Raw genomic sequence first — 23,141 nt, forward strand, 5'->3', positions numbered from 1 at the left:
GGCTGCTGGCTGGGTGCACTCGCAGGCGCCCGGCTAGCGTCGCGTCCGAACGATTTCCTCGGCTGCCAGACGGCCGAGGTGGGGCGCTAGCACGATTCCAGGATGTGCCACCAAGGCGTACACCCCCTCGACGCCAGGAAGGTAACCCATCACAGGCTTGCCTTCCGGGGTCATCGGTCGGTGCCCGATACTGACCGCGCGCAGCGAAAGCGCCGTGGCGCCGATGAACATCTGCCGGATGGCTTTTGTGGTGCGCTCGACCAAGGCTGGCAACCCTGCCTCACCCTCGGCAGGCGCTTCTTCAGCGCAGGCCACGCCCCCTTCCAATGCCGGACGTAACTCCAAGCCATTACCGTAGACCAGGTGCCGCACTACACCGGCTGGCGCCGCGAAGCGCATCAGTACAGCTGGCCGGGTAAGCAAGGGCAAGGGCAGACCGACACCTGCTGCAAGGCCGATTGCGGCACCAGCATTGGCCAGCACCACAGTATCGGCGGCGTAGGTTTGCGTTGCGCACCTGGCGGCCGTCACGCGTCCGTTGTGCGTCTCTATGCCATCGACCCGCCGGCCGTATAGAACCTCTGCCCCGGCTTGCTCGGCGCCGCTCAACAGCATTTTCGCCAAGGCAACAGGTTCCACGGCAAAATCGTCCGGCGCCCAAGCGGCCAGTGCGGGTGGCGTGATCATGCACGGCTCAAGGGCGCTTATCTGCTGGGCGTCCAGTGGTTGAAGGTTTACGCCGGCAGAGCGTTGCTGGTCGATGAGGGCGGCCGTTTGCGCATCGTTGTCCAACCACACCATGGCGCCACGGGCGGCAACCGGCAAAGGCCCGAGGTCAAGCGCCAGCCGGTTGAAGTCGGCGATGGCCTGCAATGTGGAGGAAAATGCAGCCGGGTTGTCCGATGCACTGGCGCTGGCAGTGCCTACCCAACCATATGACCAACGGGTAACGCCACTGGCGGCTCGAGACCCTTGCTCCAGAACAGTGACCCGAGCACCGAGCCTTGCAAGGTGCCACGCAATGGAAGCACCCATGATGCCTCCACCCACGACCACGACACTTGATGTGTTGGCTCCCATGCCAATAGGTCCCCAGACTGCGAAAGACACAGGCCAGAATAGCGGATTTGCGGGAAAATACAGGGCTTAGAAAAACCGAGGCAAAAGAAAAAGGGCATCTCATTCGAGATGCCCTTCTTACATGGTGGGTCGTGTAGGATTCGAACCTACGACCAATTGGTTAAAAGCCAACTGCTCTACCAACTGAGCTAACGACCCGGAAAATGGTCGGGGTGAGGGGATTCGAACTCCTGACATCCTGCTCCCAAAGCAGGCGCGCTACCGGACTGCGCTACACCCCGAGATTGGCTCCGCGACCTGGACTCGAACCAGGGACCCAATGATTAACAGTCATTTGCTCTACCGACTGAGCTATCGCGGAACTGAACTTCGGTACAACCTTACATCTTCGAAGCTTGTGTTAACTTCGGTCTCTTTAGCTATCCGCTTTCGCGTTATCGCTGCTGAGGCCGGCTATTCTACATTCTTCGTTTTGCTTGTCAACCACTTTTTTTCATTCAACTTACTGATTTCTAAGTTGTTTTGCGGTCACCGGTGTTGCTGGTGATTCGCTTAGTGCCTGACAACGCGGCGTATATTAGGGCCACTCGATTGATCATGCAAGCATAAATTTCAAAAATTTCAGCAAGTTATCTTGGATTAGCGCAAAGGCCCGGATTTACGGGGGTTGGCTGGGCTCGTCGATGACAGCATAAGGGTTGTCGGGGCCGCTTTGCGGCCCATCGCGGCACGAGGCCGCTCCTACCCTGACCGCATGATGCCTGATACATCAGGATTTGGAGCGACATTGCCGAGGCGCCGGACCAGCCGCGATGGGCCGCGAGACGGCCCCAACAACTTAACGTCACGCAAAGACGATCTCGTCGCCTTCCACCGTGGCAGTGATCGCCGTACCTGGCACGAACTTGCCCGACAGGATCAACTGCGCCAGCGGGTTTTCGATCCAGCGCTGAATCGCGCGCTTGAGCGGCCGCGCTCCATACACCGGGTCGTAACCCACGGCGATCAGCTTGTCCAGGGCTTGCGGGCTCAAGCTCAGCGAAAGCTCGCGCTCCATCAAGCGGCTGCGCAGCCGTCCCAGCTGGATCTCGGTAATGCCGGCGATCTGCTCGCGGCCCAGCGGTTCGAACACCACCACTTCGTCGATCCGGTTGATGAATTCGGGACGGAAGTGCGCGCCCACCGCATCCATCACGGCAGCACGCTGCGCCTCGCGATCGCCCACCAACTCCTGGATCTGTGCCGAGCCGAGGTTGGACGTCATCACGATGACCGTATTGCGGAAGTCCACAGTGCGACCGTGGCTATCGGTCAAGCGTCCGTCTTCCAGTACCTGCAACAGCACGTTGAACACGTCGGGGTGAGCCTTCTCTACCTCGTCGAGCAGCACCACCGAGTACGGCTTGCGGCGCACGGCCTCGGTCAGGTAACCGCCCTCCTCGTACCCCACATAGCCTGGTGGTGCACCGATCAGCCGCGCCACGGAGTGTTTCTCCATGAACTCGGACATATCGATACGCACCATGGCCTCCTCGGTATCGAACAGGAATTCGGCCAGCGCCTTGCACAGTTCGGTCTTGCCCACGCCGGTCGGGCCGAGGAACATGAACGAGCCGCTGGGCCGGTTAGGATCGGACAAGCCTGCCCGGGACCGGCGCACCGCGTTGGCCACGGCGGTAACGGCCTCGCTCTGGCCAATCACACGCTGGTGCAGCAGCGCTTCCATTTTCAGCAGCTTCTCGCGCTCGCCTTCCAGCATCTTGGACACAGGGATGCCCGTCCACTTGGAAACCACTTCGGCGATTTCTTCCTCGGTCACCTTGTTGCGCAGCAATTGGTTATCGGTCTTGCCGTGCTGGTCGACCATCTGCAGGCTGCGCTCCAGGTCCGGGATTACCCCGTACTGCAGCTCAGCCATGCGGCTCAGGTCGCCTTTGCGGCGGGCGGCCTCAAGTTCCTGACGCGCTTGCTCGATCTTTTGCTGAATCTGGGCCGAACCCTGCACTTCAGCTTTTTCCGACGCCCAGATCTCTTCGAGGTCGGAATATTCACGCTCAAGGCGCTCGATTTCCTCGGTCAGCTTCTCCAAGCGCTTCTTGGCAGCCTCATCCTCTTCTTTCTTGAGCGCCTGGGACTCGACCTTGAGCTGGATCAGACGGCGGTCGAGACGGTCGAGGACCTCAGGCTTGGAGTCGATTTCCATCCGAATACGGCTGGCAGCCTCGTCGATCAGGTCGATGGCCTTGTCAGGCAACTGACGATCGGTGATGTAGCGGTGGCTGAGCTTGGCCGCCGCGATGATGGCGCCGTCGGTGATGGCCACCTTGTGGTGCACTTCATAGCGTTCTTTCAGCCCACGCAGAATAGCGATGGTGTCCTCTTCGCTAGGCTCCTCCACCAGCACCTTCTGGAAGCGACGTTCCAGGGCCGCATCCTTCTCGATGAACTGGCGGTACTCGTTCAAGGTGGTGGCGCCTACGCAATGCAGTTCACCACGGGCCAGGGCCGGCTTGAGCATGTTGCCCGCATCCATGGCACCCTCGCCTTTACCGGCGCCGACCATGGTGTGCAGTTCGTCGATGAACAGGATCACCTGCCCTTCCTGCTTCGACAGTTCGTTGAGCAGGCCTTTGAGGCGCTCTTCGAATTCACCCCGGTACTTGGCGCCGGCAATCAGGGCCCCCATGTCCAGGGCGAGCAAACGCTTGCCTTTCAGGCCATCTGGCACTTCACCGTTGATGATGCGCTGGGCGAGGCCTTCGGCAATGGCGGTCTTGCCCACGCCGGGCTCACCGATCAGCACGGGGTTGTTCTTGGTACGGCGTTGCAGCACCTGGACGGTGCGGCGGATTTCGTCGTCACGGCCGATCACAGGGTCAAGCTTGCCTTCTTCGGCACGCTTGGTCAGGTCGACGGTGTACTTGTCCAGTGCCTGACGCGATTCCTCTGCGTTGGCATCGTTCACGGCCGCACCACCGCGCAGGTTGTTGATGGCGTTCTCCAAGGCTTTCTTGCTCACGCCCTGGCTGAGCAGCAACTTGCCCAGCTTACTGTTCTCATCCATGGCCGCCAGCACGACCAGCTCGCTGGAAATGAACTGGTCACCCTTTTGCTGGGCCAGGCGGTCTGCCTGGTTGAGCAGGCGTGCCAGATCCTGCGACATGTTCACATCGCCCGTGGGGTTCTGGATTTTCGGCAGTTGGTCAAGTTCCTTGACCATCGCCTGACGCAGGCTATTGATGTCGAAGCCGACCTGCATCAGCAGTGGCCTGATAGAGCCACCCTGCTGTTCGAGCAAGGCCTGGAGCAAGTGGACAGGCTCGATGGCGGGGTGATCCATGCCAACGGCCAGGGATTGCGCATCGGATATTGCAAGCTGGAGCTTGCTGGTCAAACGGTCTATTCGCATGATGTACCTTCCTGTAAAGGGCAGGTCGGAGCGATGGACAGCGCCTGTTTATGAAGAAACCTGCCTGAGATGTCTTATAGATAAGGCTGATTCTGGAAGATTCAAGCGTAGCGGGGTTGACGGAGGTCAAGCTGTTGGATTTGCACCGGTGTAAAGGCAGGTGCGGCCCATTGCTAGCGCGGCGCCAGCCACACCAAGGAAGCGAAACGCCCACCTTGCGGGGTACGCCGATAGGAGAAGAACCGCTCGTCGCTCACCGTGCATAAGCCGCCACCGTAAACAGCCGTGACCCCACGGGCTGCCAGGCGAATACGGGCCAGGGCGTAGATATCGGCCATCAGCTTGCCGGGTCGCTCACCGTCGACGAATGCCCGCGCGGCCTCCGGGTGCACCGCAGTGAAGGCATCACGCACTTCCAGGCCCACTTCGAATGCCTGGGGCCCAATCGCCGGGCCCAGCCATACCAGCACCTGAGCCGGTGGTACGTCCAAGCGATCCAGGGTGGCTTCCAACACGCCCCCGGCAAGCCCGCGCCAGCCCGCATGGGCTGCCGCCACCTGCGTACCGGCCTGGTCACAGAAAAGTACAGGCAGGCAATCGGCGGTCATCACCGTGCAGGCGATGCCTGGCCGGTCGGTCCAGCTGGCATCGGCTTCGACCACGCGGGAGGGGTCGGCATCGACGACGGCCAAGCCGTGCACCTGCTTGAGCCAGGCGGGCTGGATGTCGAACTCGCCGCTCAGGCGCAGACGGTTCTGGGCAACGGCCGCAGGGTCGTCCCCCACATGGTCACCCAGGTTGAAGGTATCGAAAGGCGGCAGGCTGACGCCGCCCTGGCGGGTGGTGACGCAGGCGCGAACCGAGGCTGGCGCAGGCCAGTCCGGTGTCAGCAGCGACTGCGTCAGGCCACTCATCCGATGAAACTCTCGCGATCCTGGTTGAGCAGCGACAGCAGCCAGACGAAATCATCGGGCAGTGGCGATTCCCATTCCATGCGCTCGCCCGTCGCCGGGTGCACCAGTGCCAGGAAGCGTGCGTGCAGGGCCTGACGCGGGAAGGTCTTGACCGCCTCGACCATGGTCGGGCTTGCCGCAGGCGGGATGCGGAAGCGCCCGCCGTAGGTCTGGTCACCGACCAGGGGGAAGCCGACGTGGGCCATGTGCACGCGAATCTGGTGGGTACGGCCGGTTTCGAGCTTGACCCGCACGTGAGTGTGCGACCGGAAACGCTTGAGCACACGGTAGTGGCTGACCGCTGGCTTGCCACCGTCTGTGACAGCCATGCGCTGGCGCATGCCGCCGTGGCGACCGATGGGGGCGTCGATCTTGCCACCGGCAGTGACCACGCCCACCACGATGCATTCGTAGATACGGCTGACCGAGCGCTTTTGCAACTGGTCCACCAGGTGGGTTTGCGCCTGCAAGGTCTTGGCCACGACCATCAGGCCGGTGGTGTCCTTGTCCAGGCGGTGGACGATGCCGGCACGTGGCACGTTGATGATGTCGGGCACGTGATGCAGCAAGGCGTTGAGCAAGGTACCGCTGGCATGGCCGGCAGCCGGGTGCACCACCAGGCCCGCAGGCTTGTTGATGACCAGGATCTGGTCGTCTTCATAGACGATGTCCAGCGCAATGTCCTCGGCCTCCCATTCGCCCTGGGCTTCCTGCTCGGCTTCCAGGGCCAGCACGGCACCGCCATGCACGGTGTCACGCGGGCGCAGTACAGCACCGTCGACCGTCAGACGGCCATCTTTGATCCAGGCCGTCAGCCGCGAGCGCGAATACTCGTCGAACAATTGGGCGGCGACCTGGTCGAGGCGTTGACCGCCCAGTTCGGACGGGACCTCTGCGCTAAGTTGAATGATCTCGGACATGCTCGATTCAGTGGGCGCACAGCCTTTGGTTTCAGCTGCGAGCTTGTGGTTAAATACGGCTTCTTTTGTCCCGGGGTTGGCCGGGGCGCTCATCATAACAGGACGGCCCCGCCCAAGACAGCGGCCGTCAAAGGGACGCAAGCCGCCATGCAAGTGAAACACCTGCTGCTGATCGCCATCCTCGGGCTCACCGCGGCCTGTTCCTCTAATAAGGAAGTCATCGACGAGAACCTCAGCGAGGCCGAGCTGTATCAGCAGGCCCAGGCTGACCTGGACAATTCCAGCTACACCAGCGCCGTGAACAAGCTCAAGGCCCTGGAGTCGCGATACCCGTTCGGCCGCTATGCCGACCAGGCGCAGCTGGAGCTGATCTACGCCAACTACAAGAACTCGGAGCCGGAGGCTGCCAAGTCGGCTGCCGAGCGCTTCATCCGCCTGCACCCGCAGCACCCGAACGTCGACTACGCCTACTACCTCAAAGGCCTGACCTCCTTCGACCAGGACCGTGGCCTGCTGGCGCGCTTCCTGCCGCTGGACATGACCAAACGCGACCCGGGCGCGGCACGCGACTCGTACAACGAGTTCGCGCAGCTCACCAGCCGTTTCCCCAACAGCCGTTACGCCCCGGACGCCAAGCAGCGCATGATTTACCTGCGCAACCTGCTGGCCTCCTATGAAATCCACGTGGCCGACTACTACCTCAGCCGTCAGGCATACGTGGCTGCCGCCAACCGTGGCCGCTACGTGGTGGAGAACTTCCAGGAAACGCCTTCGGTTGGCGACGGCCTGGCGGTGATGGTCGAGGCGTACCAGAAGATGCACCTGGACGACCTGGCTGCCACTAGCCTCGAGACCCTGAAGCTCAACTACCCGGACCACCCGAGCCTGGCCGATGGCGAGTTCCAGCCCAAGCAGACCGAGTCTGACGGTCGCGGCTGGCTGTCCAAGGCTACGCTGGGCCTGATCGAAACCGACACCCCGCTGCCACCGGGCCAGACCCGCGCCAACCAGGACGTGATCAAGCAGTTCCAGGATGCGCGTGACGAAATGCCCAAGGAGCTGCTGCCCAAGGACGAAAACGGCGACCCGATCGAGCCACCAGGGCCCAAGGAAGCCAATAGCAACCGCTCCTGGTTCAGCTACATGACCTTTGGTCTGTTCGACTGATTCGGGCGTTGCATGAAAGGGAGGTCCTGGACCTCCCTTTTTTATTGCCTGCGCCCTAGACTGTCATCCTCTTTCATTCGACAAGCTGAACACCATGGTTCGCCTACTTTTCTGGATCGTCCTGATCGCCGCCGCGTTCTGGCTGTGGCGCAAATTCAAACTCAGCCAGCAACCGCGTCAAGAGGCCAAACTCGACGCGCCTCTGAAAATGGTTCGCTGCGCGCATTGCGGCGTGCACCTGCCCACCGACCAAGCACTGGCGCAGGGCAACACCTGGTATTGCAGCCAGGCGCACTTGCAGCAGGGGCCTGGCCGCCAGGGCTGATCGGGCGGTTAGCCAAGACGCCCATGGGGGGCGTAGGGTGCCGGGTCGATGATGGGCTCGGCGCCATTGAGCAAATCAGCCAGCAGTTGGCACGAGGCTGGCGCCAGCACCAGCCCGTTTCGATAATGGCCGCAGTTCAGCCATAACCCATCAAAACCTGGCACCGGCCCGATAAACGGAACGCCTTCAGGCGAACCTGGCCGTAGCCCGGCCCAGTGGGCCACCACGGGCGCGCCATCCAGGCCGGGCAGCAGATCCACCGCCGATGCCTTGAGGCTTGCCAGCGCCTGATCGGTGGGGGTCTTGTCGTAGCCGGCATGCTCCAGCGTGCTGCCTACCAGAATGTGCCCATCCCGGCGCGGAATGGCATAACGGCCTTTGGCAAGCACCATGCTTGGCAGAAAATCTTCAGCGCATTTGAACAGGATCATCTGCCCTTTCACCGGCTCGACCGGAAGCTCAAGGCCCAGGTGGCGTAGCAGTTCGCCGCTCCAGGCGCCGGCACTGAGTACGACTTCGTCGGCGGCCAGCTCGCCTTCAGCGGTGCTCACCCCAACGATACGACCGTCCTGCTGCACAAAACCCGTGATCTGGCAGTGCTCACGCACACTCACATTGGGTAATGCCAGCAACGCTGCCTTCAGCGATTTGACCAGGCGTGGGTTGCGCACATTGGCCACGCCTTCCATGTAGAGGGCCCGCTCAAAGCCTGGCCCCAGCACAGGGACTGCGTCGTACACCGCCGAAATGTCCACGGCGCTCAGCGGGCGCTGCTCACGGCTCGCCCAAGCCAAGGCCTGGGCTTGATCATCCAGGTCGAGCCAGTAAAGCCCGGTGGTATGCACTTCAGGGTCCAGGCCCGTGCTGGCGAACAGGCGCTCGCCCAGCTGTGGATAGAAGTCTTGCGACCAATGCGCCAGGGCGGTCACTGCCGGGCTGTAGCGCCACGGATACAGGGGTGAGACGATACCGCCCCCGGCCCAGGATGACTCGCGGCCTACCTCGCCCTGGTCGCATATCACCACCTGGTCAACGCTCGCCGCCAGGTTGAATGCCGTCAGCAGGCCAATGACCCCGCCACCGACCACCACTACTTGCTTGCTCATCTGTCGATTCAACACCTGAAGTAAAAAACCGCGATGCACCGGGCACCTGTGACCGTTCAGCCTCCCCAGCAGCGCGCGCTGTCGCTGGCGCCGTGGTTGCGCCCTACCCCAGCTTGATCAAGCTCGAAATCGCCACAGCGGTCTTCGGCCATGAGCCCTGTGGGCAAACGTCGGGCACGCAGGGTGAAGGTCTGGTCCTCGCGCAGCGCTTGCAGGCTGTAGTAGCGGTTGCCCGAAGGCAGACTCGGGTCGCCTTCGGCATACTGGCCAGTAAGCAAGCGATGGCGTTCCAGGCGCAATGCGGCATCTTGCAACAGGGCGACCACCTCGTGGCGCGCTGCCTGCCGCAGGTGGTCGTTGTAACGGGGGTAGGCAATGGCTGCCAGAATGCCGGTGACGGCCAGCACAATCAACAGCTCGATCAGGCTAATGCCTTGCTGCATGTCAGTCTCCTCTGAATCTTTGTCGCCACGCCATGCGGACAAGCTCACCGCCATCGTTGGCATACACCGCTTCCACTGCCTGCCGCGGATGACTTCGCTGGCTGACCGCGGTGACCCGGAACACGGTCACTGGTCGCCCCATCGGGATAGCCACGGCGCGTTGCGTAGTACCCAGGTTCTGCACCTGAAAAAAACCTTCCGGCCCGGCTTGCCAGGCCCCGGCCAGGCGATGAGGCTGCTCAGGCGGCAGACACACTTCACACGGCGGTGGCGGCGCCTGCACGATCGATTGCTTGCCAACCGCCAATGTGGCTTCGGCCTGCTCGAAGGCCAGCTGACCTTCTTTGAACAGGCCTACCATTTGCGTTTCAACGGCGGCTGCACGTAGCGCCGAAGTGCTCAGCACCCCCAACAAAAGGCTCAGCCCCAACGCCAACAGCAGCACCACCCCCCGCTCACGTGTCATGGCTCGCCCCCGTTGCGGCGGGCCACACTGACAACGTACTGCTGCTCCAGCGCCAACAAAGGGTCGAACAGATTCAAGTGCAGGTCGATGCGCTGGCCATCGTCCGCAGCCACCACGTGTAGACGGCGTACATGCTCAAGCAGGGGCTGGGTGCTGCTGCCACGGGTGAAGTACAGGGTATCGTCCCTGACGGCGTAACGATGCCGGGTGATGGGGATGGCCATCAGCGGCGCGACGGCGTGGACATGTCCACGATGTACTTTGGCGTATCCGACGCAGTCAGTGAGCAGGGTCCATTGGGGCTTGAGCGAATGGCCCGGAAGGTCGGCCACTACCACCGTAAGGCTTGATTCCTCGACTTCCAGTGGTCGGCTAAAGGCGGCAAGGGTGTCGCCGTCCGGCAGATCAGCGGGCTCTAAGCGCAGGCAGCCGAACATGCCAGCCATACGGACGTCCTGGGCCATGCGCAATAGGGCCAGCCGTGCATCTTCCTGCATGCGCAGCGCAGCCGCTTGCAACTGCCACGCCCGGTGGGCAGAGGTGAACAACTGGCTGGCGCCGGCCAACAGCATCAACCCGAGTGCCAGCGCCAGCAGCAGTTCGAGCAATCCGACCCCGTTTTGCCGAAGCCTCATGGCAGCGCCTGCTCATGTGCACTGGCAGATGCCAGCACCGCCTGCGCCTGCTGCCGAGCGTCATGCGTGGCCTGCAAAGCCTGCATGTGCAGCGCCGCTGCGGCAAACATGCCCACGGCAATCACCACCATGGCCAACAGCGTTTCCAAGAGCGTCATGCCCCGTTGCGTTACCTGCATCCCTGCAGCTCCTGCGACTTTTCATGCGTTGTCGATGTACGCCTGCCACTGGAAGGGTGACCCCGCGTGCGTGAAGCTAAAGCCAAGCACGCCCAAGGAGAAATGCACGGTGAAGCAACAGGGAGTAACACTGATACAAACGGTGTCGGCGCTGGCGGTGCTCGCTGTCCTGACGCAGCTTGGGGCGCCTGCCTACGTCAAGCTCAGCGATGACCTACACCGTGCTGCCGTCACGCGGGACTTGGCGCAAACGCTGCGTAGCGCACGCGGGCACGCCATGCTGTTGGGTGAGGATGTGCGGGTGCAGGCGCTCGACGATGCGTGGGGCAACGGATGGCGAGTGATGCTGGTGCAGGATTCGCGGGTGCTGCGTGAACAACGCCTGCGCCGGCCTCTGCAGATCGCCGCGAACCTGGGTCCGACGATGACGTTCACGGCCATGGGCCTGCCAGTCAACCCTGCCGGCAACTGGCTGGCGGCGACTTTCGAGGTATGCACGCGCTCGGCCGGCACCAGCCAGCATCAAGTGGTGATGGCGTCCAGCGGCAGGGTCCGGGTATCGAATGAAATCCGCGATAGTCGAAGGTGCACAGATGCTGGGGCCTGAGCGTTTATGGATAAACGCTCAGGCCCGCTCAGGCGATCAGATCAATGAGCGCACACGCAGCTCTTTGGGCATCGAGAAGGTGACGTTCTCTTCACACCCGTCCAGCTCTTCGGCACCCGTAGCGCCCCATGCCTTGAGCTGTTCGATGACGCCGCGCACCAGCACTTCCGGCGCGGACGCGCCTGCGGTGATGCCGATGCGGCCAACCTGGTCGAACCAGGCCCGCTGCAGGTCTTCAGCACCGTCGATCAGATGGGCCGGGGTGCCCATGCGCTCGGCAAGTTCACGCAGCCGGTTGGAGTTGGAACTGTTGGGGCTGCCGACCACCAGGACTACATCACACTCGTCGGCCAGTTGCTTCACGGCATCCTGGCGGTTTTGCGTGGCGTAGCAGATATCGTCCTTGCGCGGCCCGCCGATGTTGGGAAAGCGCGCACGCAGCGCGTCGATCACGCGGCTGGTGTCGTCCATCGACAGGGTAGTTTGCGTCACGAATGCCAAGTGGTCAGGGTCTTTCACCTGCAGATTGGCCACATCGTTCTCGTCTTCTACCAGGTAGATGGCCCCGCCGTTGCTGGCGTCATACTGCCCCATGGTGCCTTCGACTTCCGGGTGCCCGGCATGGCCAATCAGGATGCACTCACGGCCATCGCGGCTGTACTTGGCCACCTCGATGTGCACCTTGGTGACCAACGGGCAGGTGGCATCGAACACCTTCAGGCCGCGCCCACCGGCTTCCTGACGCACGGCCTGGGAAACCCCATGGGCGCTGAAGATGACGATGACATCGTCCGGCACCTGATCGAGCTCCTCGACGAAAATGGCGCCACGGCTGCGCAGGTCTTCGACGACGAACTTGTTGTGCACCACTTCGTGACGCACATAGATGGGCGGGCCGAACACTTCCAGCGCGCGGTTGACGATTTCGATTGCCCGGTCGACCCCCGCGCAGAAGCCGCGCGGGTTGGCGAGTTTGATTTGCATGATCGGCTCCAGGCCTACAGGGCCTTCACCTCGAGGATCTCCACCTCGAAGGTCAGGGTCTTGCCAGCCAGTGGGTGATTGAAGTCGATGGTCACCTGATCGTCGTCGAAGGCCTTCACCACGCCCGGCAGTTCGGCGTTGGCGGCGTCCTTGAAAATGATCAGCAAGCCATCGGACAGCTCCATGCCTTCGAACTGGGACCTCGGCATAACCTGCACATTCTGTGGGTTAGGCTGGCCGAAGGCGTTCTCCGGGGCAACCTCCACGGTACGCTTGTCGCCAGCCTTGAAACCGAACAGCGCGGCCTCGAAGCCCGGCAGCAGGTTGCCGTCGCCCACCTTGAAGGTGGCAGGTGCCTTGTCGAACGTGCTGTCGACCGTGTCACCGTTTTCCAGGTGCAGGGCGAAATGCAGGGTGACTTCGGTGTTCTGGCCGATACGAATGTCAGTCATGGACCGGCTCCTCGGATTTCTTGCTCTTGAACACATCCAGCGCCAACATGATTGCGCCGACGGTGATGGCGCTGTCAGCCACGTTGAAGGCCGGGAAGTAGTGGCGGTTCTGCCAGTGCACCAGGATGAAATCGACCACATGGCCCAGCACGATGCGATCGTAGAGGTTCCCGATAGCACCACCCAGTACCAGGGCCAGCGCTACGGCCAGCCAGGTTTCATGACGACCGAGGCGCTTGAGCCACACCACCAGCACTGCGCTGACCACCACGGCGATCAGGGCGAACAACCAACGCTGCCAGCCGGCGCCATCGGCCAGGAAACTGAACGCAGCGCCAGTGTTGTAGGCCAGGGTCCAGCTGAAGTAGTCGGGGATGACGACAATTTGCTGGTACATGGTCAGGGCATTGTTGAAGTACAGCTTGGTGGCCTGGTCGACGACCAGGACCAGCACGCTCAGCCACAGCCACGCGAGGCGCCCGAAGCGCCCCCCTGCAAGGTTAGGCATAGTGGCGCACCTCGCCGGAGCCGGTCAGGTTTTCCACACAGCGACCGCAGATTTCCGGGTGCTCCGGATGGCTGCCGACGTCTGCACGGAAGTGCCAGCAACGGCCGCACTTGGTGTAGCCAGACTTGACCACTTTCAGCTTGAGGCCTTCCACTTCGGTCGCCACCGCCTCGGCAGGCGCCTGCGCGAACGGCACAACGCTGGCAGCCGAGGTGATGAGCACGAAGCGCAGCTCGTCGCCCAGCTTGTTCAGGTCGGCGCTCAGGCCCTCGTCCGCATACAAGGTGACTTCGGCCTGCAGGTTGCCGCCGATGACCTTGGCGGTCCGCTGGTTTTCCAGTTCCTTGTTGACCGAAGCCTTGACCGCCATCACCCGATCCCAATAGGCGCGATCGAGTTCGGTGCCTTCCGGCAGCTCGTTCAGGCCCTCATACCAGCCATTGAGCATGACCGACTCGTTACGCTCACCCGGCAGGTACTGCCAGATTTCGTCGGCGGTGAAGGCCAGGATCGGCGCGATCCAGCGCACCAGCGCCTCGCTGATGTGGTACAGCGCGGTCTGGCAGGAGCGACGGGCGACACTGTTGGCACCGGTGGTGTACTGGCGATCCTTGATGATGTCGAGGTAGAAACCACCCAGCTCCTGCACACAGAAGTTGTGCACCTTGGAGTAGACGTTCCAGAAGCGGTACTCGCCGTAGTGCTCTTCCAGCTCGCGTTGCAGCAACAGGGTGCGGTCCACCGCCCAACGGTCCAGGGCCAGCATGTCCTGCGGCGCGAGCAGGTCGCGGGCCGGGTCGAAGCCGGTCAGGTTGGAGAGCAGGAAGCGTGCGGTGTTGCGAATACGCCGGTAGGCATCGGCGCTGCGCTGCAGGATCTGCTCGGACACTGCCATTTCGCCGGAGTAGTCGGTGGCAGCTACCCACAGGCGCAGGATATCGGCACCCAGGGTGTTGTTGACCTTCTCGGGCTCGATGGTGTTGCCCAGCGACTTGGACATCTTGCGGCCGTTCTCGTCCACCGTGAAGCCGTGGGTCAGCAGCTCGCGGTACGGGGCGTGGCCGTCGATGGCGCAGCCGGTCAACAGCGACGAGTGGAACCAGCCGCGGTGTTGGTCGGAACCCTCCAGGTACAAATCGGCGCGGGGGCCGGTGGCATGGCCGATGTCGTGGGAGCCGCGCAGTACATGCCAGTGCGTGGTGCCAGAGTCGAACCATACGTCCAGGGTGTCGGCGATCTTGTCGTACTGATCGGCTTCGGCGCCCAGCAACTCGGCGGCGTCGAGCTTGAACCAGGCCTCGATGCCCTGTTGCTCGACGCGCTTGGCAACCTCTTCCATCAACTCGACGGTGCGTGGGTGCAGCTCACCCGTCTGCTTGTTCAGGAAGAACGGGATAGGCACCCCCCAGTTGCGCTGGCGCGAGATGCACCAGTCAGGCCGGTTGGCGATCATCGAGTGCAGGCGTGCCTGGCCCCACGCCGGGACGAACTTGGTGTCCTCGATGGCCTTGAGGGCACGCTCGCGCAGCGGTTCACCGTCGCGTGGCTGTTTGTCCATGCCCACGAACCACTGTGCGGTGGCACGGTAGATCAGCGGCGACTTGTGACGCCAGCAATGCATGTAGCTGTGGCTGATGGTCTCGGTGTGCATCAGCGCACCGACTTCGCCCAGTTTCTCTACGATGGCCGGGTTGGCCTTCCAGATGAACTGCCCGCCGAAGAACGGCAGCGATTCGACGTACACCCCGTTGCTCTGCACGGGCGTGAGGATGTCATCGTTGACCATGCCGTAGCGCTTGCAGGTCACGAAGTCGTCTTCACCGTAGGCCGGCGCGGAATGCACCACACCAGTGCCTGCGCCGAGTTCGACGTATTCGGCCAGGTAGACCGGCGAGAGGCGGTCGTAGAACGGGTGACGGAAGTTGACCAGTTCAAGGGCCGAGCCTGGAGCGGTGGCGATCACCGAACCCTCAAGTTCGTAGCGCTTGAGGCAGGACTCGACCAGTTCTTCGGCCAGGACCAGCAGGCGCTCGCCGATATCGACCAGAGCGTACTGGAATTCGGGGTGAACGTTCAGTGCCTGGTTGGCAGGGATGGTCCACGGGGTGGTGGTCCAGATCACGATGGCGGCCGGCTTTTCGAGTGCCGCCAGGCCGAAGGCTGCGGCCAGCTTGGCGTCATCGGCGACAGGGAACGCCACGTCGATGGTCTGCGACTTCTTGTCGGCGTATTCGACTTCGGCCTCGGCCAGTGCCGAGCCGCAATCGAAGCACCAGTTCACCGGCTTGAGGCCCTTGAACACGTAGCCCTGCTTGACCATCTCGGCCAGGGCGCGGATTTCACCGGCCTCGTTGGCAAAGTTCATGGTCTTGTAGGGGTTGTCCCAATCGCCCAGCACGCCCAGGCGAATGAACTCGGTCTTCTGCCCTTCGATCTGTTCGGCAGCGTACTCGCGGCACAGCTCGCGGGTACGGTCGGCGGTCAGGTGCTTGCCATGGGTGACTTCGACCTTGTGTTCGATCGGCAGCCCATGGCAGTCCCAGCCCGGCACGTACGGCGCATCGAAGCCGGCCAGGGTCTTGGAACGGACGATCATGTCCTTGAGGATCTTGTTCAGCGCATGACCGATGTGGATCTTGCCGTTGGCGTAGGGCGGGCCGTCGTGCAGGACGAACTTGGGACGATCCTTGCCAATCTCGCGCAGCTTCTGGTACAGGCCAATGCTGTCCCAGCGCTGCAGAATCTGCGGTTCGCGCTGAGGCAGGCCGGCCTTCATGGGGAAGGCGGTGTCCGGAAGGTTTAGCGTGGCTTTGTAGTCGGTCATTTCAGGCTCTTGGTTAGCGGTTGAGCGTGCCAATGTGCACGTGCGGCGGCGATATCCGCATCGATCGCCGACTTCAGCGCCTCCAGGGAGGCGAATCGCTGCTCTTCACGCAGCTTGTGGTGGAACACCACCGTCAGGCGGCGGCCATAAAGGTCACCGGCATAGTCCAGAAGATGGATTTCCAGGTGCGGGCGTCCGTCACCGGCAACGGTAGGACGCACGCCAATATTGCCGACACCCGCCCAGGCCTTGCCATCGATCTCGATACTGGCCAGGTAGACCCCGGCCAGCGGTACACGACGGCGCTTGAGTTGGATGTTGGCGGTGGGTGTGCCGAGCTGGCGGGCCAGCTTCTGGCCATGCAACACGCGGCCGGTGATGCTGTACGGGCGGCCCAGCAGGTGCTCGGCCAGCTCGAAGTTGCCTTGCGCCAGCGCCTTGCGCACCTCGGTACTGCTGACCCGCAGGCCGTCCTGGATCACGGTGTTGGCGGCTTCTACGGTAAAACCATACTGCGCGCCTGCCTGGACCAGGAAGGCGAAGTCGCCTTTGCGGTCACAGCCAAAGCGGAAGTCGTCACCCACTTCAAGATGCTGCACGCCCAGGCCATCGACCAGGATGGTCCTGACGAAGTCGTCGGCGTCGAGCTCACCCAGGCGCTGGTTGAAGGCCAGGCACAACACGCGGTCGATGCCCTCCCCGGCCAGCAGCGCGATCTTGTCGCGCAGCCGGGCCAGGCGGGCCGGCGCGGTGTCGGGCGTGAAGTACTCACGCGGCTGCGGTTCGAAGATTACCACGCAGGTCGGCAGGCCCAGGGCCTGGCCGCGCTCGCGCAGGCGCGCCAGGATTGCCTGGTGGCCACGATGTACCCCGTCGAAGTTGCCAATGGTGGCGACACACCCCCGGTGTTCGGGGCGCAGGTTGTGAAGACCTCGAACCAGCTGCATAACGCGCTTCTTGCTCATAAAGTGGCCGATTATAACCACACCCGGGCGCCGGTGACAGGCAGCAGCGCCCAAGGGCGGCGTGGATTGCGAAAAACCGACGCCTGACGCGCCCGCCGCCTCAGTGCAAGGCTTTGCGGGCGAACTGCCGAGGCCGGAAACCGCACAGGTACAGGCAACCAAAGTAGGTGACGACGCCCGCCATGATCAGCGCCATCAACCGCATCAGTCGTTCAAGCATGTTCCCCTCGACCCAGGCCGGCAGGTAGTGCATGCCGGCCAACAGGACACCGGACATCAGGCTTGCCGCCAACACCAGCTTGAGCAGAAAAACGGCCCAGCCCGGTTGCGGCTGGAACAGCTGCTGGGTGCGCAGTTTCCAGAACAGCAGGCCGGCGTTGAGGCAGGCGCCAAGGCTGATGGCCAGGGCCAGTCCGGCATGCGCCAGCGGGCCGATGAGCACTAGGTTGAACAGTTGCGTGCAGACCAGGGTGAAGACGGCAATCTTCACTGGCGTGCGAATATTCTGCTGCGCATAGAAGCCCGGCGCCAGCACCTTGACCATGATGATTGCCAGCAGGCCAACGGAATAGGCAATCAGCGCCTGCTGGGTCATGGCCGCATCGGTCGCGCTGAATTTGCCGTACTGGAACAGGGCCACGGTCAGCGGCTCGGCAAGGATCGCCAGCCCCAGCGTACACGGCAGCACCAGCAAAAAGCACAAGCGCAGGCCCCAGTCGAGGATGCGCGAGTACTCTTCCCGGTCCTTGTTGGCGTAGGTCTTGGCCAGGGTCGGTAGCAAGATGGTGCCCAAAGCGACGCCCAGGACACCAGACGGCAGTTCCATAAGCCGGTCTGCGTAATACATCCAGGAGACAGAACCTGCCACCAGGAACGAGGCGAAAATAGTATTGATGATCAGCGATATCTGGCTCACCGAGACGCCGAGGATGGCAGGGATCATCTGCTTGAGCACCCGCCACACGCCTGCATCTTTCAGGTTCAGCCGCGGCAACACCAGCATGCCGATCCTTTTCAGGGCCGGCAGCTGGTAGAGCAGTTGCGCCAGGCCACCGGCCAGCACGCCCCAGGCCAGCGCCATGATCGGCGGATTGAAATACGGCGTGAGCAATACGGCGAACACGATCATCGCCACGTTCAGCAAGGTCGGCGTGAAGGCCGGCACGCTGAAGCGGTTCCAGGTGTTGAGGATGGCGCCCACCAGCGATGACAGCGAGATCAGCAATATATAAGGAAAGGTGACCCGCAGCAGATCGGTGGTGAGCTGGTATTTCTCGGCGTTGTCGACGAAACCAGGCGCCGTGGCCCACACCACCCAGGGTGCGGCCAGTATGCCGATGCCGGTCACAACGGCCAGCACCAGCGTCAGCAAGCCGCTGACGTAGGCCACGAAAGTACGCGTGGCCTCTTCGCCCTGCTGGCTTTTGTATTCGGCAAGAATGGGCACGAATGCTTGGGAGAACGCCCCTTCGGCAAAGATGCGGCGCAGCAGGTTGGGTAGCTTGAATGCAATAAAGAAGGCATCGGTGGCAACGCCGGCACCGAAAATACGCGCCAGAATGGTGTCGCGGACAAAGCCCAGCACCCGCGAAATCATGGTGATCGAGCTTACCGCAGCCAGGGATTTGAGCAGGTTCATCGAAAAGATTCACGCCAATGACAGAGGACGCTGCCAGAGCGCGCCCGAATGTGCGATACTCCCGCGCCTTCGCAGGGGAGCCAAAAATTCCCGAGTGTACAGGTCGCGCAGCAGAAAGGAATCTTTCCCGCTTGTTGGCGCACCGCTCGGCGGAACCTTGCAAGTGGCCTTGACATCCGTCCGACTGATCGGCATGATTCGCGGCCTATTTTGTTTGCTATTTACCTAAAGTCTTTCGAGGAGCTCGACGGTGGCCAACTCACCTTCCGCCAAGAAACGTGCAAAACAGGCTGAGAAGCGTCGCAGCCACAACGCCAGCCTGCGTTCCATGGTCCGCACCTACATCAAGAATGTAGTTAAAGCCATTGACGCAAAAGACGCCGAAAAAGCGCAAGCCGCTTACGTTCTGGCTGTACCTGTAATCGACCGTATGGCCGACAAAGGTATCATCCACAAGAACAAGGCTGCTCGTCACAAAGGCCGTCTGAATGGCCACATCAAGGCGCTGAAAGAAGCTGCAGCTGCCTAAGCGACGCGCTAGTCAAAAAACCGACCTCAGGGTCGGTTTTTTTATGCCTGCGTTTTGTCAGTTTCCCGGTTCGTGGCTCAACGCACGCTCTGAATAGTTGCAGGGCCGCATGGCGGCCCTGCCCTGTATCACTTGGCGATCTGGATCTTGGGTGCCCACTGCAGCCATTCGTCTTCGGCTTTTTCGAACAGCGGGAAGGTTTGCCTTGGCCGAGCCGGGGTGCCCATGCGTTCACCCTCGGGCGTCGCGAAGGCGATACCGCCATCGATCAATGTTTCCAGCGACTCCGTGCGCACGGTGGCGCCCTTGAACAAGCCCCAATCGAAGCCAAAGCCGCTGCTGTTCCAGAAGCGGCTGCCGCTACGTACCAGGCTGGCATAACGTGGCTCGATCAGAATGTGGATCAACACCCTGTCGGCACTCTGCCCCAGCTCGACATCGGTCACCTTGCCCACCGCCACCTCGCGGAATGTCACGGGCACACCGGGCTTGATGGAGCCTAGCCGAGGTGCGCTGAGGGTCACTGGCAAACCCACTTCGGGCCCCGCAACCTCGGGCGCTTCGGCCAGTGCGATGAAGTCACGCTGAGGACCCCTGTCCTTGACCGCAGGCTGTACCTCCAGGTACTGCCCGCCTACCAGCGTGTCGAGGTTTTCGGTGCGCACCAGGCCGAAGGATGGCTTGACCACCCAAAACTGAGTGCCGGCACGAGCTATGCGCTCTGCCGCTTCGGTAATACGCGCCTTCAACAGCACTGCCTGCATGTCCTTGGTAAGGTCCACACTTTCTACACTGCCCACATCCAGCCCCCGGAAGCGGATGGCGGTGCCTGGCTTGAGCCCATCGGCACGCTCTACGCGGATGGTGATAAGGGTACCGGCACGATTGGCTGCCTCCTGGCTCTCATGCAAGCGGAAACGCGGGATATGGCGCTTTAGCGGCACATTGGGCCGTGGCGTGTCGAAGGCAATGCCGCCTGCCATCAAGGTCTGCAGGGATTCACTCTTGATCTTGATGCCGGACAGGCCACCGGTGAGGGTAATACCACTGGCGTTCCAGAACCGTGTCGAGCCGTTTACTAGTTTTTCGTATTCTTTCTCGATGTGAACACCGATCAGAATGCGGTTGCTGTCACGGGCGAACTGATAGCTTTGCACGCTACCTACCTTCACCTGCTTGAAGGTTACGGGGCTACCTACTTCCAGGGAGCCCAGGGTATCTGCGAACAGCACCATGTGCAGGCCCGGCGCCTTCAGGTCCAACGGCGGCGCTTTGGCGCGCGCTTCGAACTCGCGCTCAGGGCGAGCGCCTTTCTCGCCAGGGCGGATGGCAATGTAGTTACCCTTGACCAGCGCTTCCAGGCCCGTGATGCCCGCCAGGGAAATGGAAGGCTTGACCACCCAGAACTGGGTGCCATCAACCAGATAGTCTTCGGTCAATGGGTCCAGCGTCAGCTCGGCGGTGGCGCTGGATAGGTTGTCTTCCATTTTCAGGGTCTTGAGAGAGCCCACCTGGATACCTTTGTACATGACGGGCGTACGGCCTGCCTGCAAGCCCTCGTAGTCGCTCAGCTTTACCTTTACTCGAATACCGGCCTGAGCTGCATCGAAGTCCTCGTACAGGCGAAATGGCAGGCTTGGGTCAGTGGGCGGGCTGTCCTTGCGGTGCTCTGGCGTGGCAAAGGCGATACCGCCGGCGACGATGCTCGACAGCGACTCACTGCGCACCTTGACCCCCGACAGAGAGGCATCGATGCTGACGCCGCTGGCGTTCCAGAAGCGCGTGTGCTTGCGCACCAGACTCGCATAGGCCGGCTCAATGAAAATCTTCACCTCGACCGTGCTCTGGTCTTCGGAAAGCCGGTAACTCTTCACGCGGCCGACCTGGATTTGCTTGTAGAAGATCGGGCTGTCTTTATTGAGCGACCCCAGGCGCTCGGCCTTGAGGGTAAGGTGCAAACCAGGCTCGGAATCCGACAGTGGGGGTGCCACCTTGAGCGCGGTGAACCGCTTGGTGGGCTCCCCTTCTCCAGGGCTGACGGCAATGTAGTTACCAGACACCAACGTCTCGAGGCCGGATATGCCTGCCAGGCTGACGCTCGGCTTGACCAGCCAGAAACGCGTGCCCTTGTTCAGATGCCCTTCGGCCGCCTGGTTCATCTCGATGGTAGCGATGACACCCTGATTCTCGCCCTCTGCATCCAGCACCAGGCTCTTGACCTTGCCGACCGGCATGCCTTTGTAGATGACTTCGGTCTTGTTGGCGACGATGCCTTCGCCCGACTCGAAACGCACCTCGATCTGCACGCCAGCCTCACGGTAGGCCTGCCATGCGAGCCAGCCTCCGATCATCAGCGCGATCAGGGGCAGGATCCAGATGGCCGACCAATTGGAGGCAGGGCGGGTTTTAGCCGTTGGCAGGTCACTCATGGTCGTCATCCGACTCCGTGTTATCCCAAATCAGTCGGGGATCGAAAGTCAAAGCAGCAAGCATTGTCAGGATCACCACAGTTGCGAAGGCGACAGCGCCCAGATTGGCTTCGACATTGGCTATCCTGCCGAAATTCACCACTGCCACCAGAATGGCGATGACGAAAATGTCGAGCATGGACCAACGTCCTATAAATTCGATGAAACGGTACATCCAGATCCGTTGACGCGCCGACAGGGGCTGCCTGCGCTGCACGGAATACAACAGCAGGCCGATCCCCACCAGCTTGAACGTAGGCACCAGGATACTGGCCGTAAATACCACGGCCGCAATCGGTACCATGCCGTGCTTGAGCAGGGCAATGACGCCCGACATGATGGTGTCGGGCGTGCCTTGACCGAATGAGCTGACGGTCATGATCGGCAGCACGTTGGCCGGAATATAAAGAATGGAGGCAGCGATGAGCAGCGCCCAGGTGCGCATGATGCTGTTCGGTCGTCGCGGATGCACCCTGGCACCGCACCGCGTGCAGGTTTGGGATGCGTCGCCTGCGGCTTGCCTGTTCAGTTCATGACACTCGTTGCAGACAACGATACCTGCATCAATCGCCCGCATGCGGGTCCTCCCCCGATAATGCACTCCAGACCTGATGCGGTGACATTACGACCTCCAGCCAGACCTGAATCAACAGCAGACTGATGAAGCAGAACAGCCCAACCCCTACGGTAAGTTCCGCCAGGTCCACCAATTTGACGATAGCCACGAGCACGCCCATGAAGTAGACCTCGAGCATGCCCCAGTCACGCAAGTGGTGATAGGTCCTGTACAGCAACAACCCTAGCCTGCGCCCTGTGTTAAGCCGAATCGCCAGCAAAACGACCAGCTGACACATCAGTTTTGCCAGCGGTATGGCCATGCTGCACAGGAAAACCACGATGGCCACCCCCTGCATGCCCGAATCGTACAACCCCAGTACGCCGCTCCAGACGGTGTCGTCCGATGTCTGGCCTAGCAGATGCAACTGCATGATCGGCAGGAAATTGGCTGGGATGAACAGCGTGAGCGCCGTCAGCACCAACGCCAGGCTGCGATTGACCACATTATGCCGGTGCGCATAGAGCTCGTAGCCGCAGCGTGGGCAAAGCGCTTTTTCACCGGGGTGGATTACAGGTTTGCGTAAGAGTAGATCGCATTCATGGCATGCGACCAGGTCTTCGAGTGGCAGATCAGCCAGCGTTTCTGGCTCGACGGGGTTGGACATAGGACGCTTCTGAGTAAGTGCGTGGGGTTATTCTAGTGATCTTATGGAGGGCGGCATAGGCTGGAGATACAGCTTCGAATGGCCAGGCGACCTAAATTTGGATTCTTGCCGATCAGGGAGGGGTGCCTGAGCGACAGGCAGGCTTGGAAAATTTTTTGGACGCTCAAAGACAAAACCCCTACCTGCGTGCGCAGATAGGGGTTTTGCGAAATGAATCTTGACGATGACCTACTCTCACATGGGGAAACCCCACACTACC

General features: G+C 61.7%; 22 protein-coding genes and 3 tRNA genes. 4 read left to right on the forward strand and 21 right to left on the reverse strand.

Annotated elements, in window-relative coordinates; all coding sequences use genetic code 11:
- Window positions 1–33 precede the first annotated feature (33 nt).
- From FS777_RS18300 to rluD, 7 genes are all read right to left on the reverse strand, one after another.
- The gene (locus FS777_RS18300; RefSeq protein WP_145256854.1) at window positions 34–1,080 is read right to left on the reverse strand and encodes an FAD-binding oxidoreductase; all 1,047 of its coding nucleotides are present in this window, start codon (window positions 1,078–1,080) and stop codon (window positions 34–36) included.
- A 122-nt stretch (window positions 1,081–1,202) separates the two neighbouring features.
- A tRNA-Lys gene (locus FS777_RS18305) sits at window positions 1,203–1,278 on the reverse strand.
- Window positions 1,279–1,284: 6 nt separating this feature from the next.
- A tRNA-Pro gene (locus tag FS777_RS18310) sits at window positions 1,285–1,361 on the reverse strand.
- Window positions 1,362–1,365: 4 nt separating this feature from the next.
- Window positions 1,366–1,441: transfer RNA gene (locus FS777_RS18315), tRNA-Asn, on the reverse strand.
- A 483-nt stretch (window positions 1,442–1,924) separates the two neighbouring features.
- Window positions 1,925–4,489 carry an ATP-dependent chaperone ClpB gene (clpB, locus tag FS777_RS18320; protein WP_145256857.1) on the reverse strand — a complete coding sequence of 855 codons (2,565 nt, stop codon included), beginning with the start codon at window positions 4,487–4,489 and terminating at the stop codon, window positions 1,925–1,927.
- 173 nt (window positions 4,490–4,662) lie between these two features.
- Window positions 4,663–5,403, reverse strand: a complete 741-nt coding sequence (gene pgeF / locus FS777_RS18330) for a peptidoglycan editing factor PgeF (protein ID WP_058638641.1) — start codon at window positions 5,401–5,403, stop codon at window positions 4,663–4,665.
- A complete protein-coding gene (gene rluD, locus FS777_RS18335) occupies window positions 5,400–6,362 on the reverse strand; it encodes a 23S rRNA pseudouridine(1911/1915/1917) synthase RluD (protein WP_023533229.1) in 963 nt (320 codons plus the stop codon). The genes pgeF and rluD overlap by 4 nt, the downstream gene beginning before the upstream one ends.
- Window positions 6,363–6,509: 147 nt before the next feature.
- On the opposite strand from rluD, the gene FS777_RS18340 reads away from it, so the two are divergent.
- Window positions 6,510–7,529 (forward strand): outer membrane protein assembly factor BamD, encoded by a 1,020-nt coding sequence (locus tag FS777_RS18340; protein ID WP_058638642.1) that lies wholly within the window; start codon window positions 6,510–6,512, stop codon window positions 7,527–7,529.
- A 94-nt stretch (window positions 7,530–7,623) separates the two neighbouring features.
- The gene (locus tag FS777_RS18345) at window positions 7,624–7,854 is read left to right on the forward strand and encodes a PP0621 family protein (protein ID WP_023533255.1); all 231 of its coding nucleotides are present in this window, start codon (window positions 7,624–7,626) and stop codon (window positions 7,852–7,854) included.
- Between the two features lie 8 nt (window positions 7,855–7,862).
- On the opposite strand, the gene thiO is transcribed toward FS777_RS18345, so the two are convergent.
- Genes thiO through FS777_RS18370 form a run of 5 tightly spaced genes read right to left on the reverse strand, consistent with a single transcriptional unit; the run spans window position 7,863 to window position 10,683 of the window.
- Window positions 7,863–8,960 carry a glycine oxidase ThiO gene (thiO, locus tag FS777_RS18350; RefSeq protein ID WP_058638643.1) on the reverse strand — a complete coding sequence of 366 codons (1,098 nt, stop codon included), beginning with the start codon at window positions 8,958–8,960 and terminating at the stop codon, window positions 7,863–7,865.
- Between the two features lie 56 nt (window positions 8,961–9,016).
- The gene (locus tag FS777_RS18355) at window positions 9,017–9,403 is read right to left on the reverse strand and encodes a type IV pilin protein (protein WP_058638644.1); all 387 of its coding nucleotides are present in this window, start codon (window positions 9,401–9,403) and stop codon (window positions 9,017–9,019) included.
- 1 nt (window position 9,404) lies between these two features.
- Complete coding sequence (locus tag FS777_RS18360; RefSeq protein ID WP_078479148.1) at window positions 9,405–9,869, reverse strand: hypothetical protein; 465 nt, start codon at window positions 9,867–9,869, stop codon at window positions 9,405–9,407.
- Entirely contained in the window at window positions 9,866–10,504 is a 639-nt protein-coding gene (locus tag FS777_RS18365) for a PilW family protein (RefSeq protein ID WP_145256863.1), read from the reverse strand. Before FS777_RS18365 ends, FS777_RS18360 begins: the two co-directional genes overlap by 4 nt.
- The gene (locus FS777_RS18370; RefSeq protein ID WP_078479150.1) at window positions 10,501–10,683 is read right to left on the reverse strand and encodes a prepilin-type N-terminal cleavage/methylation domain-containing protein; all 183 of its coding nucleotides are present in this window, start codon (window positions 10,681–10,683) and stop codon (window positions 10,501–10,503) included. Before FS777_RS18370 ends, FS777_RS18365 begins: the two co-directional genes overlap by 4 nt.
- 109 nt (window positions 10,684–10,792) lie before the next feature.
- Here FS777_RS18370 and FS777_RS18375 point away from each other — a divergent pair, with 109 nt between their 5' ends.
- Window positions 10,793–11,290: a GspH/FimT family pseudopilin gene (locus tag FS777_RS18375; RefSeq protein WP_058638648.1), complete on the forward strand. Its 498-nt coding sequence runs from the start codon at window positions 10,793–10,795 to the stop codon at window positions 11,288–11,290.
- 36 nt (window positions 11,291–11,326) lie between these two features.
- Here FS777_RS18375 and ispH read toward each other — a convergent pair whose 3' ends face one another.
- From ispH to murJ, 6 genes are all read right to left on the reverse strand, one after another.
- A complete protein-coding gene (gene ispH, locus FS777_RS18380) occupies window positions 11,327–12,274 on the reverse strand; it encodes a 4-hydroxy-3-methylbut-2-enyl diphosphate reductase (protein ID WP_145256866.1) in 948 nt (315 codons plus the stop codon).
- 14 nt (window positions 12,275–12,288) lie between these two features.
- Window positions 12,289–12,726, reverse strand: a complete 438-nt coding sequence (gene fkpB, locus FS777_RS18385) for an FKBP-type peptidyl-prolyl cis-trans isomerase (RefSeq protein WP_058603168.1) — start codon at window positions 12,724–12,726, stop codon at window positions 12,289–12,291.
- On the reverse strand, window positions 12,719–13,234 hold the full coding sequence (gene lspA / locus FS777_RS18390; RefSeq protein ID WP_145256869.1) for a signal peptidase II: 516 nt from the start codon (window positions 13,232–13,234) through the stop codon (window positions 12,719–12,721). Before lspA ends, fkpB begins: the two co-directional genes overlap by 8 nt.
- Complete coding sequence (gene ileS, locus FS777_RS18395; protein ID WP_058638650.1) at window positions 13,227–16,058, reverse strand: isoleucine--tRNA ligase; 2,832 nt, start codon at window positions 16,056–16,058, stop codon at window positions 13,227–13,229. Before ileS ends, lspA begins: the two co-directional genes overlap by 8 nt.
- On the reverse strand, window positions 16,055–17,005 hold the full coding sequence (gene ribF, locus FS777_RS18400) for a bifunctional riboflavin kinase/FAD synthetase (protein ID WP_027915689.1): 951 nt from the start codon (window positions 17,003–17,005) through the stop codon (window positions 16,055–16,057). Before ribF ends, ileS begins: the two co-directional genes overlap by 4 nt.
- Window positions 17,006–17,123: 118 nt before the next feature.
- Window positions 17,124–18,662, reverse strand: a complete 1,539-nt coding sequence (gene murJ / locus FS777_RS18405) for a murein biosynthesis integral membrane protein MurJ (RefSeq protein ID WP_058638651.1) — start codon at window positions 18,660–18,662, stop codon at window positions 17,124–17,126.
- Between the two features lie 250 nt (window positions 18,663–18,912).
- Between murJ and rpsT the strand changes: the two genes are divergently transcribed.
- A complete protein-coding gene (gene rpsT / locus FS777_RS18410) occupies window positions 18,913–19,191 on the forward strand; it encodes a 30S ribosomal protein S20 (protein ID WP_023533220.1) in 279 nt (92 codons plus the stop codon).
- Between the two features lie 128 nt (window positions 19,192–19,319).
- Here the strand turns inward: rpsT and FS777_RS18415 are convergent, their stop codons facing one another.
- From FS777_RS18415 to FS777_RS18425, 3 genes are read right to left on the reverse strand one after another with little or no spacing between them, the layout of a single operon-like run.
- A complete protein-coding gene (locus FS777_RS18415; RefSeq protein ID WP_058638658.1) occupies window positions 19,320–21,620 on the reverse strand; it encodes a PqiB family protein in 2,301 nt (766 codons plus the stop codon).
- Window positions 21,613–22,236, reverse strand: coding sequence for a paraquat-inducible protein A (locus tag FS777_RS18420; protein WP_145256872.1), 624 nt, complete (start codon window positions 22,234–22,236; stop codon window positions 21,613–21,615). Before FS777_RS18420 ends, FS777_RS18415 begins: the two co-directional genes overlap by 8 nt.
- A complete protein-coding gene (locus FS777_RS18425) occupies window positions 22,223–22,882 on the reverse strand; it encodes a paraquat-inducible protein A (RefSeq protein WP_078479152.1) in 660 nt (219 codons plus the stop codon). Before FS777_RS18425 ends, FS777_RS18420 begins: the two co-directional genes overlap by 14 nt.
- Between the last annotated feature and the right edge of the window lie 259 nt (window positions 22,883–23,141).

Source organism: Pseudomonas sp. DE0157, assembly GCF_007678615.1.
In the GTDB taxonomy this organism is placed as follows: domain Bacteria; phylum Pseudomonadota; class Gammaproteobacteria; order Pseudomonadales; family Pseudomonadaceae; genus Aquipseudomonas; species Aquipseudomonas parafulva_B.